The organism is Marinobacter sp. DUT-1 (assembly GCF_050379415.1).
GTDB lineage: Bacteria > Pseudomonadota > Gammaproteobacteria > Pseudomonadales > Oleiphilaceae > Marinobacter.
In genome coordinates this window covers 179661-194716 of record NZ_JBNRLS010000001.1, presented here as the reverse complement: position 1 = coordinate 194716, position 15056 = coordinate 179661, and the positions used below count along the sequence as shown (strand labels likewise).

The following is a 15056-nucleotide window of genomic DNA, read 5'->3' as shown; positions in this document are numbered from 1 at the left end:
CGCTCACTCCCCAAGTGCGAGATATTTCTCCAATTCCACCCGAAACGCCGCCTGAACCCCCAGCCGCTTCAGCATCCAGTAATGCCCGGCAATCATCCGGTCGATAAAGATGCTCTCCACCGGCGGTTTGAAATAATCCAGGTACTTGAACACCGTGCTGGTCTTGGCCGCCACGTGCTTGTGAATATCCGCCTCGGCGAAATCGTAGGGCTCGTCGCCCTGGAACGGAACAATAAGAATGTCCCGCCACATGGCGTAATAGGCCTCGTCCACCGCCGGTTGGCTGCCAACCCTGGCGCCCAGGTCGATCAGGTGCCGATCCAGGGCCTCGTAGTCTTCCTCCAGTGCCGCGATCAGGGCCTTGCGGTAGGCTTCCACAATCTCGGGCTTCAGCTTCTTCACGCAACCAAAATCGTAAAGGATGATGCTGCCATCCGGGCGGTAGGCAAAATTACCGGCGTGGGGATCGCCGTGGATGCACCGGAACCGGAACAGCTGGTCCGCCATGATCATGAAAATCCGGTGGCCGATGAGATTGATCGTGTCCTGGTCATAACGGTCCGGGGTCACCTGGCTGACGTGATCGCCTTCCACCAGCTCCAGGGTCAGGATCCGGCGGGTGGAATGACTGTCGATCACGGCCGGGATCAGCACCCACGGCTGATCCTTGTGGAACTCCCGAAACAGCCCGATATTCCTGGCCTCGTTCTCGTAATCCAGTTCCTCCCTGAGCCGCTCCCGGATCTCCGCGAACAGCTGATCCACGGATTCCTTCGGCATTTTCAGCAGGCCGCCCAGGCGCAGGGTCATCCGGAGCTGTTTGAGGTCCGAGTCGCAGGACTCATCCACGCCAGGATACTGGACCTTGACGATAACATCGGTGCCGTCGTGCAACCGGGCCCGGTGCACCTGGCCAATGCTGGCGGAGGCGTAGGGCGCCTCCTGCACGTATTCGTAGAGTTCACCCAGCGGTCTGCCCAGCTCCGATTCGATCTGCTCGACAATCACCTCAAAGGGCATGGGCGGGGCTTCTTTCTGCAACTTTTCCAGTGCGTCGGAGAACTCCCGGGGCAGGAAATCCTGGGTCTGGGACGCGATCTGGCCAACCTTCATCACCGCACCCTTGAGCTCGCCGAGGGTGTCCGCGATCTCGCCGGCCATGCGGGTATAACTTTCGCTCTGGGCGCCTTCGTCATTTTCACTGCGGAACATCCGCCGCGCCCGCTGGCCGGCATACTGGCCAGCCACGGAGGCAGTCATGCCTGCGAGTTTGAAGAAGCGCCCTGTTCGGGAGGTAACCGGTTTTCTTGCCATGCCACTTATACGTCCACTATCGGGAGAGGGATCGTCACTGACAAAGGGCAGTCACGACCGTTCAGGTTACCCTTGTTTGCAGGAACAGCAAGTCCTCCAGTTCCAGGGTCAGGGTCTGGCCGGATTGAAGCGGGCCGACGCCTTTCGGGGTGCCGGTCAGCACCACATCGCCGGGCATCAGGGAGAAATGGCTGCTGATATGGGCAATCAGGGGCACGATAGGGTTGAGCATGTCCCGGGTGTCGCCGGTCTGGCGGCGTTCGCCGTCGATGTCCATGGTGAAGTGGATATTGTGCCTCGGCAATCTGTCGGCGGCGACAAACGGGGACAGGGGGCAGGCACCATCAAACGCCTTTGCGCGCTCCCAGGGCTGACCCTTTTCCTTCAGTCTGTTCTGGATGTCCCGAAGGGTAAGGTCCAGCGCCAGGCCGTAGCCAAGGATGGCCGATTCGGCCTCGCTGGCGGAAGCATTGGTCAGGGGGCGACCAATCAGCACTGCCAGCTCGGTTTCAAAATGAACCTCGCCTCGATCCTTGGGGATCTCCAGGGGGCGGGTAATGTGAACCGCTGCTGTGGAAGGTTTGATAAACAGCAGCGGCTCGTCCGGAACGGGGTTGTTCAGTTCCTTGGCGTGTTCCGCGTAGTTGCGGCCAATGCAGACGATCTTGCCGAGTGGCAGATGGACCGGTGTGCCATCTTTCCAGTGGTGTTGGTAATCGGGCATGGCCGCCTCCTGTGTGTTGTCAGTCTCCTTCGAACGAACACACAGTATAGACCTGAAGGCCTTCCTCCTGCAGCTTCCGGGAGCCGCCCAGGTCCGGCAGGTCGATCATTGCCGCCACTTCCACGATCTCGGCGCCGATGCGCCGGATCAGGCGGGAAGCCGCAAGCATGGTGCCGCCGGTGGCGATCAGGTCGTCCACCAGAACCACCTTGTCGCCGGACTTGAACGCATCCTTATGCAGCTCTACCGAGGCGGTGCCGTATTCCAGCTCATAGTCTTCCACCAGGGTATCGAAGGGCAGTTTGCCTTTCTTACGCACCAACACCAGCGAAGCGTTGAGCTCATAGGCCAGGGCCGAACCGATGATGAAGCCGCGGGCGTCGACGGCGGCAACGGCATCGATCTTGTCACCGTGGTAACGGTGGACGAAGGCGTCGATCAGCTTCCGGAATGCGGTCTTGTCCTGCAGGACAGTGGTGATGTCACGGAAGGTCACGCCGGGCTTCGGCCAGTCCGGAACGGTGCGGATGGCCTGTTTGATGCTTTCGGAGAAGTAGTCCATGGGAGATCCGGTAACAGGTCAGGATGCCGCTCAGGCGACATCCAGGAACATGAATTTCAGGACGAAGACAACGGCAATGGTCACGACGCTGGCATTGAGATCCGACCAGCGGCCAGACAGGGCCTTGATCACCGCGTAGGTAATGAAGCCCAGGGCGATACCGTTGGCGATGGAGAAGGTCAGCGGCATGGTCAGCGCGGTGACAATTGCCGGGGCTGCATCGGTAATGTCATCCCAGTCTACCAGTTGCAGACCACTGGCCATCAGCACGGCCACATACAGAAGCGCCGGGGCGGTGGCATACGGAGGAATAATGCTGGCAATTGGGGACAGCAGCAGGCACGCCAGGAAAAGCGCCGCGACCACTACCGCGGTCAGACCGGTCCGGCCGCCAGCGGAGATACCTGCGGTGGATTCGATGTAGCTGGTGGTGGTTGAGGTACCCAGCGCCGCACCGGACATGGTGGCAACGGAGTCGGACATCAGGGCGCGGCCGAGCCGTGGCAGCTTGCCATCCTTGTCCAGCAGGCCGCCACGCTGGGCGGCGCCGATGAGAGTGCCGGAGGTATCAAACAGGTCCACGAACAGGAAGGCAAAGATCACACTGATCATGCCGACATTGAATGCGCCGGCCAGGTCCAGTTGCATGAAAGTCGGGGCGAGGCTTGGTGGCGCCGAGACAAAGCCCTTGTATTCGACCATGCCCAGCATCATGGCAACCACGGTGATGGCCAGAATGCCGATCATCACAGCGCCGGTGATCTTGCGGAAGGACAGGGCGCAGATCAGTACGAAGCCACCAAAGAACAGCAGACTCTCCGCCACCTTGATGTCACCCATGCCCACCAGAGTCGCGGGGTGATCAACCACGATACCGGCATTTTTCAGAGCGATCAGGGCCAGGAAGAAGCCGATGCCGGCCGAGATGCCGAAGCGCAGGGACATCGGGATACTGTTGATCAACCACTCCCTGATCTTCACTACGCTCAGGATGAAGAAAATGAAGCCGGACAGGAACACCGCGCCCAGGGCCACTTCCCAGCTGTAGCCCATACTGCCGACGACCGTAAACGAGAAGAACGCGTTCAGGCCCATGCCCGGAGCCAGGGCAATCGGATAGTTCGCCCACAACCCCATGATCAGGGTACCAATCGTTGCCGCCAGGCAGGTGGCTACGAAAACCGCTCCGAAATCCATGCCGGTGGATGACAGGATGCTCGGGTTGACCACGATAATGTAGGCCATGGTCAGGAAAGTGGTAATGCCCGCAACCACTTCTTTACGAACAGTGGTGCCATGGGCCTGGAGTTGGAACAGTCGTTCAAGCATGACGGATGTCTGCCTCACAGGGTGCTGGAAGTTGGGGTTTGGGCCCGGTTGGAGCCGAACGGTTTAGAATTGCGTGAAAAAACGGCAATGTTACCGTCTGAGCTTTCTCAGGCCAAGGGATGATTGACAGTTCAGGATTACAGAAATATGCCTATTGTTGGCCAGGGTCCCTTTGCAGGCGAATATCGAAGCGGACCGCCAGCATCCGGACGATCACGATGAACAGCAGCCCGATGGTCAGTGCCAGCGCTTCGCTTTCCAGGGACCATTGGCAAACGAAGTACAGCCAGCAGCCGGCGAACGAGATAGAGGCGTAGATCTGGTCCTTCCGGAAGATGTACGGCACCTCGTTGCACAAGGTATCCCGCAGGGCGCCACCGAAGGTGCCGGTCATCACTCCCAGCAGGGAAGCAACGAACCAGGAGTGGCCCAGATCCAGCGCCAGTTGGGCGCCAAGGATTGAAAAAATCCCCAGCCCGATGGCATCCGGAAACACAATGCGGGACTCCCGCAAGCTCTGGGCCCGGTTCCAGTAACTGAACACGATGGCCATGGCCAGGATCAGGATGGGCTGCTCCTGATGCTTGATCCAATACAGCGGGTGGTTGTCCATCATCAGGTCCCGCAGGGTTCCACCACCCAGGGCCGTGATAAAGCCGATGGTAAACACACCCACCGGGTCCATGTTCTTGGAGCGCGCCACAATCATGCCGGAAATGGCAAAGGCGACGACCCCGATCATTTCAAGCAGGTAGATGATGTCGAACATGGAAAATCCCGGCAAACAGACAACAGGACGGGCGCAGGCCCGCGACAGGTGCGCGAAGGATAGCCGAAATCGTCCCCTGATTCATCTCTGACCCCTGGACCTGCATTCGGTCGGAGCAGACCTGTGATCCGCAGCGACAGGTTCGAGCGTATCTTGCAGCCAGCTTACTCTTTTTCCCTTCGCCGATTAATGGAGACGCAGTATGTCGCTGATACGTCTGGCCTATGCCAGTGAAGCCACGTTTGATGCCCAGCCCGTAGAGAAAGGGGTGGAACCCCACGTTGCCCGGATTCTGCTGACTTCCCGGAAAAACAACGCCAGGGCTAACCTGGTGGGCGGCCTCTACTACGGTAACAACCGTTTTTTCCAGTATCTGGAAGGGGAAGAAAACGAAGTCCGGAAGACCTTCGGCCGGATTAAAGAAGATGACCGACACCGGAACATCATGACCCTGATCGAGGAGCCCATCGAGGCGCGGACCTTCAGTGACTGGTCCATGAAATACGTCCCTTTATCCGCGGATGTGCGGAGATTTCTGGAACGCCACGGATTGGACAGTTTCAACCCTCAGGCGTTTTCGTCCGAACAGTGTGAAGAGATGATCCAACTGATTCGCGACTCAAAGCAGGGCCAGAAGCTGGTCAACCATGATGAAACGGTCACTGCTCCCTCCCGCAAACCCTCGGGCTTCTCTCCGGCCCTGCGGTTCGGTCTGATCGCCGCGGCGGTCTGCCTGGTTGGTGCGCTCATCTATGCCGGATCACTGCTCTGAGCATGCCCCGGAAAAGCCCGACAATAAGCGGCGTTTATTCTGAAAAATAAAGGATCCTGATTTGCCTCATGGCCCGAGAGTGTTTAGCTTGATCGCTATCAAGAATTCCGGAATCGCCGGTCGAACAACAAACAATCTCGGGAGAATCCATGAAAGCCATACTCTGCAAGGAATACGGCCCCGCCGACAAACTGGTCATTGAAGAAGTACCCAGCCCCGAAGTGAAGGGCAGGGGAGTCAAGGTTCGGGTCAAGGCCGCCGGCCTGAACTTCCCGGACACCCTGATCATCGAGAACAAGTACCAGTTCAAACCGCCCCTGCCGTTCTCGCCGGGCGGCGAAATGGCTGGCGAGGTTATCGAGGTGGGCGAGAAAGTCACCCGCTTCAAGCCCGGTGACCGCGTGGCGGGACTCACCGGCCACGGCGCCTTCGCAGAAGAAGTGGTGACCGCAGAAGACAACCTCCTGCCGGTGCCGGATGGCATGTCCGACGAGAAAGCCGCCGCCTTCACCATGGTCTACGGCACCTCCTACCACGCCCTCAAGCAACGGGCCAACCTCCAGCCGGGCGAAACACTTCTGGTACTGGGCGCCAGCGGCGGCGTTGGTCTGGCTACCGTTGAGCTGGGCAAAGCCATGGGCGCCCGCGTCATCGCGGCAGCCAGTTCCGCCGAGAAACTGGCGGTCGCCAAAGAAGCCGGCGCCGACGAGCTGATCAACTACTCCGAAGAACCTCTGAAGGAAACCGCCAAGAAGCTCACCAAGGGCAAAGGCGTGGATGTGATCTATGATCCCGTCGGCGGCGATTTCACGGAACAGGCCCTGCGCGCTATGGCCTGGAACGGCCGTCACCTGATCGTCGGCTTCGCCGCCGGCGAGATTCCGAAGATCCCGGCGAACCTGACCTTGCTGAAGGGCTGTTCCGTAGTCGGCGTGTTCTGGGGCGACTTCACCCGTCGCGAGCCGGAGGTCAGTGCCCAGAACATGATGGATCTGATGAAGCTGTTCTCTGAGGGCAAAATTGATCCCAAGATCAGTGCCGTCTACGACTTCGAGAATTACGTGGAGGCCTTGGGGGCGCTCACGGGTCGCAAGGCTACCGGTAAGGTGGTGCTCAAGGTTGGCTCTTGAATGGGCCGTAACTTTGGGCCCTAGCCTGCTGGATTCGGAGTAGGCCCTGCTGGGGCGGACTTCCCAAAAACCGCTACGAGCACGTCCATGTGCGCTTGTTTCAGGCCATCCCTGGCCTTCAACATTTTTGGGAAGTCCCCCCCAGCAGGGCTTTCGAATCTTTCGGGATAGTCGTCAATGAACGGCCGGGTGTTTTCCGCTCATGCCTTTATGACTATATCTCTGGAGCCTGACGGTGAGGGTGGGTGGCCCCTCCCAAAAATGTAGAGGGCCAGGGACGGCCCGAAACAAGCGCACACGGACGTGCTTGTAGCGGTTTTTGGGAGGGGCCACCCACCCTCACCACACCGCTAACCCGGAAGGCTAGGGCCATAACAACCAGCCCCCGCCAAAACTCAAAACCGAACCTCCCCAGCATCAATCCGAGAAACCAGCTCTGAATCAAGCAAGGTATACCCGGAATCCCCTGGCAAGCAGGCGTACACCTCCTCGCGGGGACGGAGTGAATAACCGAGCTTCTGGATATCCACCTTCCGGTACTTGAAGGTACCCGTCTTCTCGATGGCGTGGGTGACCCGCACGAACACCGGCACCGCATAGGGCGGCAGGTTATCCTTCAGGTAGGCGAACAGACGGTTGACGTCGAAATCCTTGCCGTTGTTGTGGGGCACCAACGTGGCCATTCCGGCTTTGCCATTGGTCCCGGGAATCTCCACCCCGTAGACAATGGCTTCTTCTACCATGCCCGAGCCATCGATGATGTTCTCCACCTCCGTGGTCGAGACGTTCTCCCCCTTCCAACGGAACGTGTCCCCCATCCTGTCCACAAACTGAAGATGTCCGAAACCGATCTCCTTGAGTACGTCGCCGGTATTGAACCAGGCATCGCCCTTCTTGAAGGCGTCCCGGAGGATGGACTGCTCCGTGGCTTCCTTCTGGGTGTAGCCCTCGAACGACCATTTTTTGGTGATCTCGCCGATCAGCAGACCCGGTTCGCCCTTCTTGACCTCTTCCAGTTTGCCCTTCTTGTTGCGAATCGGATCCCGGGTGCCCTCGTGGTACTTCACCAGTTTGTAGGGTGCGGTGGAGAAGCCAACGGTGTTGTCCATGTTGAAGAAGTTGCTGAAACCGATATTGCCCTCGGACGAGGCATAGAGCTCGGCCACCGTTTCGATGCCGAAGCGCTCCTTGAATTCCTTCCAGATGGACGGGCGCAGGCCGTTGCCGATCATCTTGGTGAGGCTGTGGTTGCGGTCCTGGTCGCTCGGAGGCTGGTTCAGCAGGTAGCGGCAGAGCTCGCCCACGTAGCCGAAGGTGGTGGCTCTGTAGCGGCGAACGTCGTCCCAGAACGCGGTGGCGGAGAACTTGCGGCGCAGGGCGATGGCAGAGCCGCCGGCCAGTACCGAGCCCCAGCAAACCAGCAAGGCGGTGCCGTGGTACAGGGGCAGGGTGCAGTAGAGGACATCTTCCGGCTCCATGGCCAGCGACATCATGCCGAAGCCGCCGTAGGCCTTGACGAACTTGCGGTGGGAGCCGGGTGCGGCCTTGGGCAGGCCGGTGGTGCCGGAGGTGAACAGGTAAATGGCGGTATCGCCCATGGTGGGCGGGTTACTCAGCAGCGGGCGGGTTCCCGAATAGCTGCTGATCTGCTCCGCCAAGTTGGTATAGCCGGCCGGTGCTTCGCCAAACATATTCAGGGTGTTGGTATCAGCGAGAAACTGGAATGGCTGACTGTGCCTGGGGCGAATGTCGCCGCGGATGTCCTCTATGTGGTCGACCAGTTCTTCACCAACCACGACCATACGCGGTTGGATCAGGTTGATGCTGTGGGCCAGGACCTTGCCCTTCTGGGAGGTGTTGAGCATGGCGCAGGCAATGCCGACCTTGGCCGCGCCGGCGACCACGGCCAGCAGTTCGGGCCGGTTCTCCAGCAGTACGGCAATGGCCTCGCCCTTTACCAGCCCCTTGTCTTTCAGATAATGGGCGATGCGGTTGCTCCAGGTATCGAGTTCGCTCCAGGTGATGGATCGGTCCTCGAACAGGATGGCGGGTCGGTTGCCGTATTTTTCAGCGTTCTGCTCGATCAGCTTTCCCAGAGTCAGCTCTGCATTCTCATCCTTGACGGAGTAGTAGTACAGTCCCTTCGCAATGGCGGGAAATCGGCGGAGGACGCCGGGCAGGCTGCGGAAAATGTCTCGGGCAGATACGGTGTCTTGGTTCATGTTTTCTCTTCAGTGACTGTAATTTCCACCAGGAGTTGGCTGCGTTTGACCTGTGCCCCGGTGCTGGTATGCACGCCGGCGACAACGCCAGATCGGTCGGCCTTGACCGGGTGTTCCATCTTCATGGCTTCGAGGATGACCAGGGTCTGGCCCTGCTCCACGGTTTCGCCTTCGGCCACCAGTACATCAATGATAGCTCCGTCCATGCTGGCCTGTAGCTTGCCGCTCCCGGTACCGGCACTGCCAGCCGCTGGCTGGTGGGTTACATCGCGCACCGACCAGGACTGGCCGAATGCCTGCAAATATAGGGAATCGCCTTCCCGGTGGTATTGGCAACGCTGACGAACGCCGTTGTCGATGATGCATAACAGGCCATCGGAGTGGCTCTGGACATCCAGGTGGTATTCGTCGTCGCCGTGGCTCACGGACAGGCTGTTGCCGCTTTTCCGGATCCTGAGCTCCAGGGTTTCGTCCTGCACCTCCAGTTTGATGGGTATGACCGTGGCCGGTGCGTTGCTCCAGCCCCCTTGGCCTGAACTGCCAAGGCCGAGGGGGCAGGCGCTCAGGGCCAGTTCCCGGATGCGGAGTTTCTGGGGCGACAGGGATGGATCGTCGGCGAACGCGCTTTGCAGGAAGCCTGTGGTGGCTTCACCGGCGCCGAAGGTGTCATTGGCGATGATCCGGCTGAGGAACCAGCGATTGGTGGTGACACCGAATACTGTCGTATCCTCGAGAGCGCGAACCAGCCGGCGGCGCGCCTCATCCCGTGTCTGGCCCCAGGCAATGACTTTGGCCAGCATGGGGTCGTAGTGGGGGCTGACGGTGTCGCCGGAGCGGATGCCGGTGTCGTAGCGCAGGCCTTCACCGTCGGCAGGGTCAAACCGGTGGAGTTTGCCGGTCTGCGGGGTGAAGCCGTGGGCCGGATCTTCGGCGTAGAGGCGCACTTCGATGGCATGGCCGTTGAGTGTGATCTCATCCTGGGTCAGCGGCAGGGGCTGGCCCTCGGCAACGGCAAGCTGCCAGGCCACCAGGTCCTGGCCGGTTATCAGTTCGGTGACCGGGTGTTCCACTTGCAGGCGGGTGTTCATTTCGAGGAAGTAGAAGTTGCGGTCCTTGTCCACGAGGAACTCGACGGTGCCGGCGCCTTCATAACCGCAAGCGAGCGCGGCCCGTACGGCGGCCTCGCCCATGGCCTGGCGGAGGTCGGGAGTGACAAAGGGGGAGGGGGCTTCTTCGACCACTTTCTGGTGGCGCCGTTGCACGGAGCAGTCCCGTTCGCCCAGGTAGACGGCGTTACCCTGGCGGTCGGCAAAGACCTGGATCTCCACGTGCCGGGGTTCGATGACGGCTTTTTCGAGGATCAGCTCGTCGTCACCGAAGGCCTGTTTGGCCTCGGAGCGGGCCCGTTTGAGGTTGTCGGCCAGTTCGGCTTCGCTTTCGACCAGTCGCATGCCCCGGCCGCCACCGCCCGCTGAGGCTTTGACCATGAGCGGGAAACCGATATCGGTTGCGGCCTGGATCAGCTCGTCGTCGCTGGCGTTGTCGCCTTCGTAGCCGGGAACGACGGGGACGCCGGCTTCCTGCATGGCGATCTTGGAGCGGCGTTTGCTGCCCATCAGTTCGATGGCAGATTCGGGCGGGCCGACGAAGACCAGGCCGGCGTCTTTGCAGGCTTTGGCGAAGGCGGAGTTCTCGGAAAGGAAGCCGTAACCGGGGTGAACGCAGTCGGCGCCGGTTTTCCGTGCCGCATCGAGTATCGCATCGGCATTCAGGTAGGAGGCTGAGACCTGTGCCGGACCAATGCAGACGGCTTCATCGGCCAGTTCCACGTGCAGGGCGTTGGCGTCCGCTTCGGAGTGGACCGCGACGGTGCGGTAGCCCAGGGCTTTGGCGGTGTGGATCACCCTTACGGCGATTTCGCCTCGGTTGGCTATCAGGAGTTTTTTTAGCATTGTGGTTTTCTCTGAGTTGGGTGCAAGTCCGCAGCGGTGTGCCGGGAGGCGTTCCAGAAAACCGCTACGAGCACGTCCATGTGCGCTTGTTTCAGGCCATCCTTGGCCTTCAACATTTTCTGGAACGCCTCCCGGCACACCGCTGCTCCCGCGATCATTCGGTGTCGCCTGCCCACTTTGGTTCGCGTTTTTGCATGAACGCCATGGTGCCTTCGGCGCCTTCCGGGCCACGGATGGCCTCTGCGAATTTTTCCGCGGCGCTGTCCAGGAGTTTGTGCATTGGTTCGTGGCCGACCCGGTGCAGCAGCGCCTTGGTCTCGGCCGTGGCGTTGGGGGCACAAAGGCGGACGCGTTCAAGGGCCTGTTCCAGGAGTTGGTCCACGTCTTCGTCTGTTTCCGCAAGCTGATGGACTATGCCCAGGGCACAGGCTTCTTTGGCGTCAATCCGAAGGCCGAGCAGGGCCAGCCGACGGGCCTGGGTCAGGCCGATGCGTTCCACCACGAACGGGGCGATCTGGGCGGGGATAACGCCCAGGGTGGTTTCCGGCATTCCGAACTTGGCCATTGGTCCGGCGATGGCGACGTCGGAGACGCAGGCCAGGCCGAAGCCTCCACCCATAACCGCTCCTTCGGTCACCGCGATAACGACTTTTGAGGACTCGTTGACCTGCTCGATCATCTGGCCGAAGGCGCGGTTCAGTTTGTAGAACGGGTCGTGCTGGCCTTCTTCCGGTTTTTGCCCCCGTGCCCCGGCCATGTCCTTGATGTCGCCACCGGCACAGAAGTGGCCTCCGGCACCGCGGATGACGACGGCACGGATGGTTTCGTCGTGTTCGATCTGGGTAAAGATCGTTGCCAGTTCCGCCACCATCTGCAGGCTCATGGCGTTGCGGACATCGGGGCGGTTGATGGTTAAAAACAGGGTTGGGCCCTGTTTTTCAAGAAGAAGCGTTTCGCAATGAGGTAACTGTTCCATTTGTGACTCCACGCACTAAATTTGGGGTCGGCAGCCCGGAAGCACTTGCCAGGACCGTTGAGGGCCAAGGACGGCCCGAAACGAGCGCACATGGACGTGCTCGTAGCGTGTCCTGGCAAGTGCTTCCGGGCTGCCGACCATGCACCGAGTTTGGCTCTGGTCAGTCGCGGCGCTTACCAGGCAAGGTACCCATCAGCTTGCAGATAATCCCGAGCATGATTTCGTCGGCACCGCCGCCGATGGACACCAGCCGGACATCCCGGTAAGCCCGTGACACGGGGTTGTCCCACATGTAACCGTTACCACCCCAGTACTGCAGACAGCTGTCCGTCACCTCGCGACCCAGACGCCCGGCCTTGAGCTTGGCCATGGACGCCAGTCTGGTCACGTCCTTGCCGGCAATGTGAAGTTCACAGGCCTGGTAGGTCAGCGCCCGCAGGGCCTCCACTTCTGTCTGCAGCTCTGCCAGCCGGAAATGGATATACTGGTTGTCCAGCAGCGGCTGACCGAATGTTTTTCGTTCGCGGCAGTACTCGATGGTCTTGTCGATACAGACTTCCAGCGCCTTGATGACGTTGGCTGCGCCCCACATCCGTTCCTCCTGGAACTGCAGCATCTGCATCATGAAACCCGTGCCCTCGGCACCGATCCGGTTGCGCTGGGGAACACGGACGTCGTCGAAGAAGATCTGGGCGGTTTCAGAGGAGCGCATGCCCAGCTTGTTCAGATGCGGACTGAAAGTGATGCCGGGGGAGTTCATCGGTACCACGATCAGGGACTTGTTCTTGTGCGGCTTGTCGTCGCTGGTGTTGGCGAGCAGGCAGATGAAGTCAGCCTTCGGCGAGTTGGTGATCCACATCTTCGAGCCGTTGATGATGTAGTCATCGCCGTCTTTCTTCGCGGTCGTCTTCAGACCGGCAACGTCCGAACCTGCGCCGACCTCGCTTACGCCGATACAGCCCACCATGTCACCGGCAATGGCCGGGGCGAGGAAGTCGCGTTTGAGTTCGTCGGAGCCGAAGCGGGCGAGGGCGGGGGTACACATGTCGGTCTGCACGCCGATCGCCAGTGGCACACCACCACACAGCGCCGTTCCCAGTTCTTCGGCCGCAACCAGGTTGTAGCTGTAATCCAGGCCCATGCCGCCATACTCTTCCGGCTTCTGGATGCCGAGGATGCCGAGGTTGCCGAGTTTCTTGAACAAATCATGGATGGGAAACTCGCCGGCTTCTTCCCATTCGTCGCAGTAGGGGTTGATCTCTTTTTCGACGAAGTCTCTTACCGTTTTCCTCAGGGCTTCGTGTTCGGCTGTGAATTTCACGTTCTTGTTCTCCTGGGTGGTTAGTTCGTGCCTTCTGGTTTTGGTGCACGTCCGTTAGTCTGGGCGGCGACTGTGGGGGAAGGCTTTCAGAAAACCGCTACGAGCACGTCCATGTGCGCTTGTTTCGGGCCATCCATGGCCCTCTACATTTTCTGAAAGCCTTCCCCCACAGCCGCCTTTGTCTGAGACAGCGTTGCTTCCTGTTGAATTCCTTTTTTTGGTTGCCCCTTTGCCGTAACGAGCCTCTTTCTCTGTTGTTCTTGTGTCTTTGTTTGCCTCGAAAAGCTGACTCTTAAAGGGGCGGTCCTTCCAACCGGTTCGCCCCCTCAAATTCGAACCCCACGAGGCGGGCTCCACCGATGGCCAGATCAAAACCGGGCCACACCAAAACTATTGGGCCGTAGCTGCCGAAGCTCGGCCTCGCGACAGACTGACAGGACCAAAGCCAGAACCCGCCGGGTATCGCGAGGATCGATCAGGCCGTCGTCCCAGAGCCGGGCCGTTCCGTAGAGAGCCGTGGAGCCATCCTCCAGTTTCTTGGCCGTCGCCTGCTCCAGAAAATCCAACGTCTTGGCATCCGGCTCCATGCCGCCCCGGCGTTGCTTCTCCTCCGCCACGATGCGCATCACCTTGCCCGCCTGAGCCGGACCCATCACAGCCGTTCGGCTGTTGGGCCAGGCGAAAATGAAGCGGGGATCGAGGCCCCGGCCGCACATCGCGTAGTTACCTGCACCATAGGAACCGCCAACCACAATTGCGAACTTCGGCACCTGGCAGTTCGCCACCGCCTGAATCATCTTTGACCCGTGTTTGATGATGCCGTTCTGTTCGGAATGGGTTCCCACCATGAAACCGGTGGTGTTGTGCAGGAACAGGATCGGGGTGCCGGCCTGGTCGCAGAGTTGGATGAACTGGGCCGCCTTGGTGGAGCCTTCCGGGGTGATCGGGCCGTTGTTGCCGATGATGCCGACGGAATGGCCTTCAATCCGGATGGTGCCGCAGACGGTCTGGTCGTCGTAGCCGTTCTTGAAGTCCAGGAATCGGGAGCCATCGGCGATGCGGGCGAGGATTTCCCGCACATCGTAGGGCTTCTTGGAATCGGCGGGGATTACCCCGAGAAGTTCTTCAGCCGGATACAGAGGTTGCTCCCACGACATCTCCCGCTGCGGCGGTAATTGTTCGTTCCAGGGCAGGGCGCCGAGGATTTCCCGGGCCTGGCGGATGCCGTCGGCGTCGTCTTCGGCCAGGTATTCGGCGGTGCCGGCGACGGTGGCGTGCATTTCCGCGCCGCCCAGCTCCTCATCGGTGGCCACTTCGCCGGTGGCGGCTTTCAGCAGGGGCGGGCCGGCCAGGAACATTTTGGCTTGCTCCCGCACAGTGATGACGTAGTCCGAAAGTCCCGGCTGGTAAGCGCCGCCAGCAGTGGCGTTGCCATGGACGACGGTGACCTGGGGGATGCCGGCGGCGGACATGCGGGCCTGATTGGCGAAGCCTCTGGCGCCGAGTACAAAGATGTCGGTGGCGTAGTTGAGGTTGGCACCGCCGCTTTCGGACAGGGACACCACGGGCAGTTTGTTCTCCATGGCGATCTGTTGGAGCCGCAGGGTCTTGTCCAGGCCGGCTGGGGTGATGGTGCCGCCCTTGATGGCGCTGTTGCTGGCCACAACCAGGCAGCGGACGCCGCTGACGGAGCCGATGCCGGCGATGATGCCACCGCCGGCCTGGGAGCCGTCCTTGTCATCGTGCATCTTGTATCCGGCCAGAGAGCAGAGTTCCAGGAACTCACTGCCCCGGTCCAGCAACCGGTTGATCCGGTCCCGGGGCAGGAGTTTGCCCCGTTTGGTGAATTTTTCCCGCGCCGATTCGGCCAGATCCAGCACTTTCTGCTCCACCTCGCGGAAGGTACGGATGTGGGCCTCCATGGCGTCGGCGTTGGTCCGGAAGTCGTCGGACTGGGGATTTACCGTGGTTTCGAGTACCTGCAT

The 15056-nt window shown here is 60.4% G+C and carries 12 protein-coding genes; 2 read left to right on the top strand and 10 right to left on the bottom strand.

The window, feature by feature from the left end:
- Positions 1-3: 3 nt before the first annotated feature.
- The 5 genes from ACQUTG_RS00835 to ACQUTG_RS00815 form a co-directional block, all read right to left on the bottom strand.
- Entirely contained in the window at positions 4-1314 is a 1311-nt protein-coding gene (locus ACQUTG_RS00835; protein WP_428917591.1) for an ABC1 kinase family protein, read from the bottom strand.
- A gap of 61 nt (positions 1315-1375) precedes the next feature.
- Positions 1376-2038 (bottom strand): fumarylacetoacetate hydrolase family protein, encoded by a 663-nt coding sequence (locus ACQUTG_RS00830; RefSeq protein WP_428917590.1) that lies wholly within the window; start codon positions 2036-2038, stop codon positions 1376-1378.
- 19 nt (positions 2039-2057) lie between these two features.
- Positions 2058-2600: an adenine phosphoribosyltransferase gene (locus ACQUTG_RS00825; protein ID WP_113863003.1), complete on the bottom strand. Its 543-nt coding sequence runs from the start codon at positions 2598-2600 to the stop codon at positions 2058-2060.
- A gap of 30 nt (positions 2601-2630) precedes the next feature.
- Positions 2631-3929: an NCS2 family permease gene (locus tag ACQUTG_RS00820; RefSeq protein WP_428917589.1), complete on the bottom strand. Its 1299-nt coding sequence runs from the start codon at positions 3927-3929 to the stop codon at positions 2631-2633.
- Between the two features lie 151 nt (positions 3930-4080).
- On the bottom strand, positions 4081-4698 hold the full coding sequence (locus ACQUTG_RS00815; RefSeq protein ID WP_428917588.1) for a trimeric intracellular cation channel family protein: 618 nt from the start codon (positions 4696-4698) through the stop codon (positions 4081-4083).
- A gap of 202 nt (positions 4699-4900) precedes the next feature.
- Between ACQUTG_RS00815 and ACQUTG_RS00810 the strand changes: the two genes are divergently transcribed.
- Positions 4901-5470: a BLUF domain-containing protein gene (locus ACQUTG_RS00810; protein ID WP_428917587.1), complete on the top strand. Its 570-nt coding sequence runs from the start codon at positions 4901-4903 to the stop codon at positions 5468-5470.
- Between the two features lie 149 nt (positions 5471-5619).
- A complete protein-coding gene (locus ACQUTG_RS00805; protein ID WP_428917586.1) occupies positions 5620-6600 on the top strand; it encodes an NADPH:quinone oxidoreductase family protein in 981 nt (326 codons plus the stop codon).
- Positions 6601-6995: 395 nt separating this feature from the next.
- Here the strand turns inward: ACQUTG_RS00805 and ACQUTG_RS00800 are convergent, their stop codons facing one another.
- The 5 genes from ACQUTG_RS00800 to ACQUTG_RS00780 form a co-directional block, all read right to left on the bottom strand.
- Positions 6996-8822 (bottom strand): long-chain-acyl-CoA synthetase, encoded by a 1827-nt coding sequence (locus ACQUTG_RS00800; protein ID WP_428917585.1) that lies wholly within the window; start codon positions 8820-8822, stop codon positions 6996-6998.
- Positions 8819-10774 (bottom strand): acetyl/propionyl/methylcrotonyl-CoA carboxylase subunit alpha, encoded by a 1956-nt coding sequence (locus tag ACQUTG_RS00795; RefSeq protein WP_428917584.1) that lies wholly within the window; start codon positions 10772-10774, stop codon positions 8819-8821. Before ACQUTG_RS00795 ends, ACQUTG_RS00800 begins: the two co-directional genes overlap by 4 nt.
- 154 nt (positions 10775-10928) lie before the next feature.
- Positions 10929-11750 carry an enoyl-CoA hydratase/isomerase family protein gene (locus ACQUTG_RS00790; RefSeq protein WP_428917583.1) on the bottom strand — a complete coding sequence of 274 codons (822 nt, stop codon included), beginning with the start codon at positions 11748-11750 and terminating at the stop codon, positions 10929-10931.
- Between the two features lie 160 nt (positions 11751-11910).
- Positions 11911-13071 (bottom strand): citronellyl-CoA dehydrogenase, encoded by a 1161-nt coding sequence (atuD, locus tag ACQUTG_RS00785; RefSeq protein WP_092001241.1) that lies wholly within the window; start codon positions 13069-13071, stop codon positions 11911-11913.
- Positions 13072-13439: 368 nt separating this feature from the next.
- Positions 13440-15056: an acyl-CoA carboxylase subunit beta gene (locus ACQUTG_RS00780; RefSeq protein WP_428917582.1), complete on the bottom strand. Its 1617-nt coding sequence runs from the start codon at positions 15054-15056 to the stop codon at positions 13440-13442.

Excerpts from the sequence above, each read along its gene's own strand:
- ACQUTG_RS00835 (WP_428917591.1), bottom strand. The coding sequence starts at position 1,314 with ATGGCAAGAAAACCGGTTACCTCCCGAACAGGGCGCTTCTTCAAACTC.
- ACQUTG_RS00830 (WP_428917590.1), bottom strand. The coding sequence starts at position 2,038 with ATGCCCGATTACCAACACCACTGGAAAGATGGCACACCGGTCCATCTG.
- ACQUTG_RS00825 (WP_113863003.1), bottom strand. The coding sequence starts at position 2,600 with ATGGACTACTTCTCCGAAAGCATCAAACAGGCCATCCGCACCGTTCCG.
- ACQUTG_RS00820 (WP_428917589.1), bottom strand. The coding sequence starts at position 3,929 with ATGCTTGAACGACTGTTCCAACTCCAGGCCCATGGCACCACTGTTCGT.
- ACQUTG_RS00815 (WP_428917588.1), bottom strand. The coding sequence starts at position 4,698 with ATGTTCGACATCATCTACCTGCTTGAAATGATCGGGGTCGTCGCCTTT.
- ACQUTG_RS00810 (WP_428917587.1), top strand. The coding sequence starts at position 4,901 with ATGTCGCTGATACGTCTGGCCTATGCCAGTGAAGCCACGTTTGATGCC.
- ACQUTG_RS00805 (WP_428917586.1), top strand. The coding sequence starts at position 5,620 with ATGAAAGCCATACTCTGCAAGGAATACGGCCCCGCCGACAAACTGGTC.
- ACQUTG_RS00800 (WP_428917585.1), bottom strand. The coding sequence starts at position 8,822 with ATGAACCAAGACACCGTATCTGCCCGAGACATTTTCCGCAGCCTGCCC.
- ACQUTG_RS00795 (WP_428917584.1), bottom strand. The coding sequence starts at position 10,774 with ATGCTAAAAAAACTCCTGATAGCCAACCGAGGCGAAATCGCCGTAAGG.
- ACQUTG_RS00790 (WP_428917583.1), bottom strand. The coding sequence starts at position 11,750 with ATGGAACAGTTACCTCATTGCGAAACGCTTCTTCTTGAAAAACAGGGC.
- ACQUTG_RS00780 (WP_428917582.1), bottom strand. The coding sequence starts at position 15,056 with ATGCAGGTACTCGAAACCACGGTAAATCCCCAGTCCGACGACTTCCGG.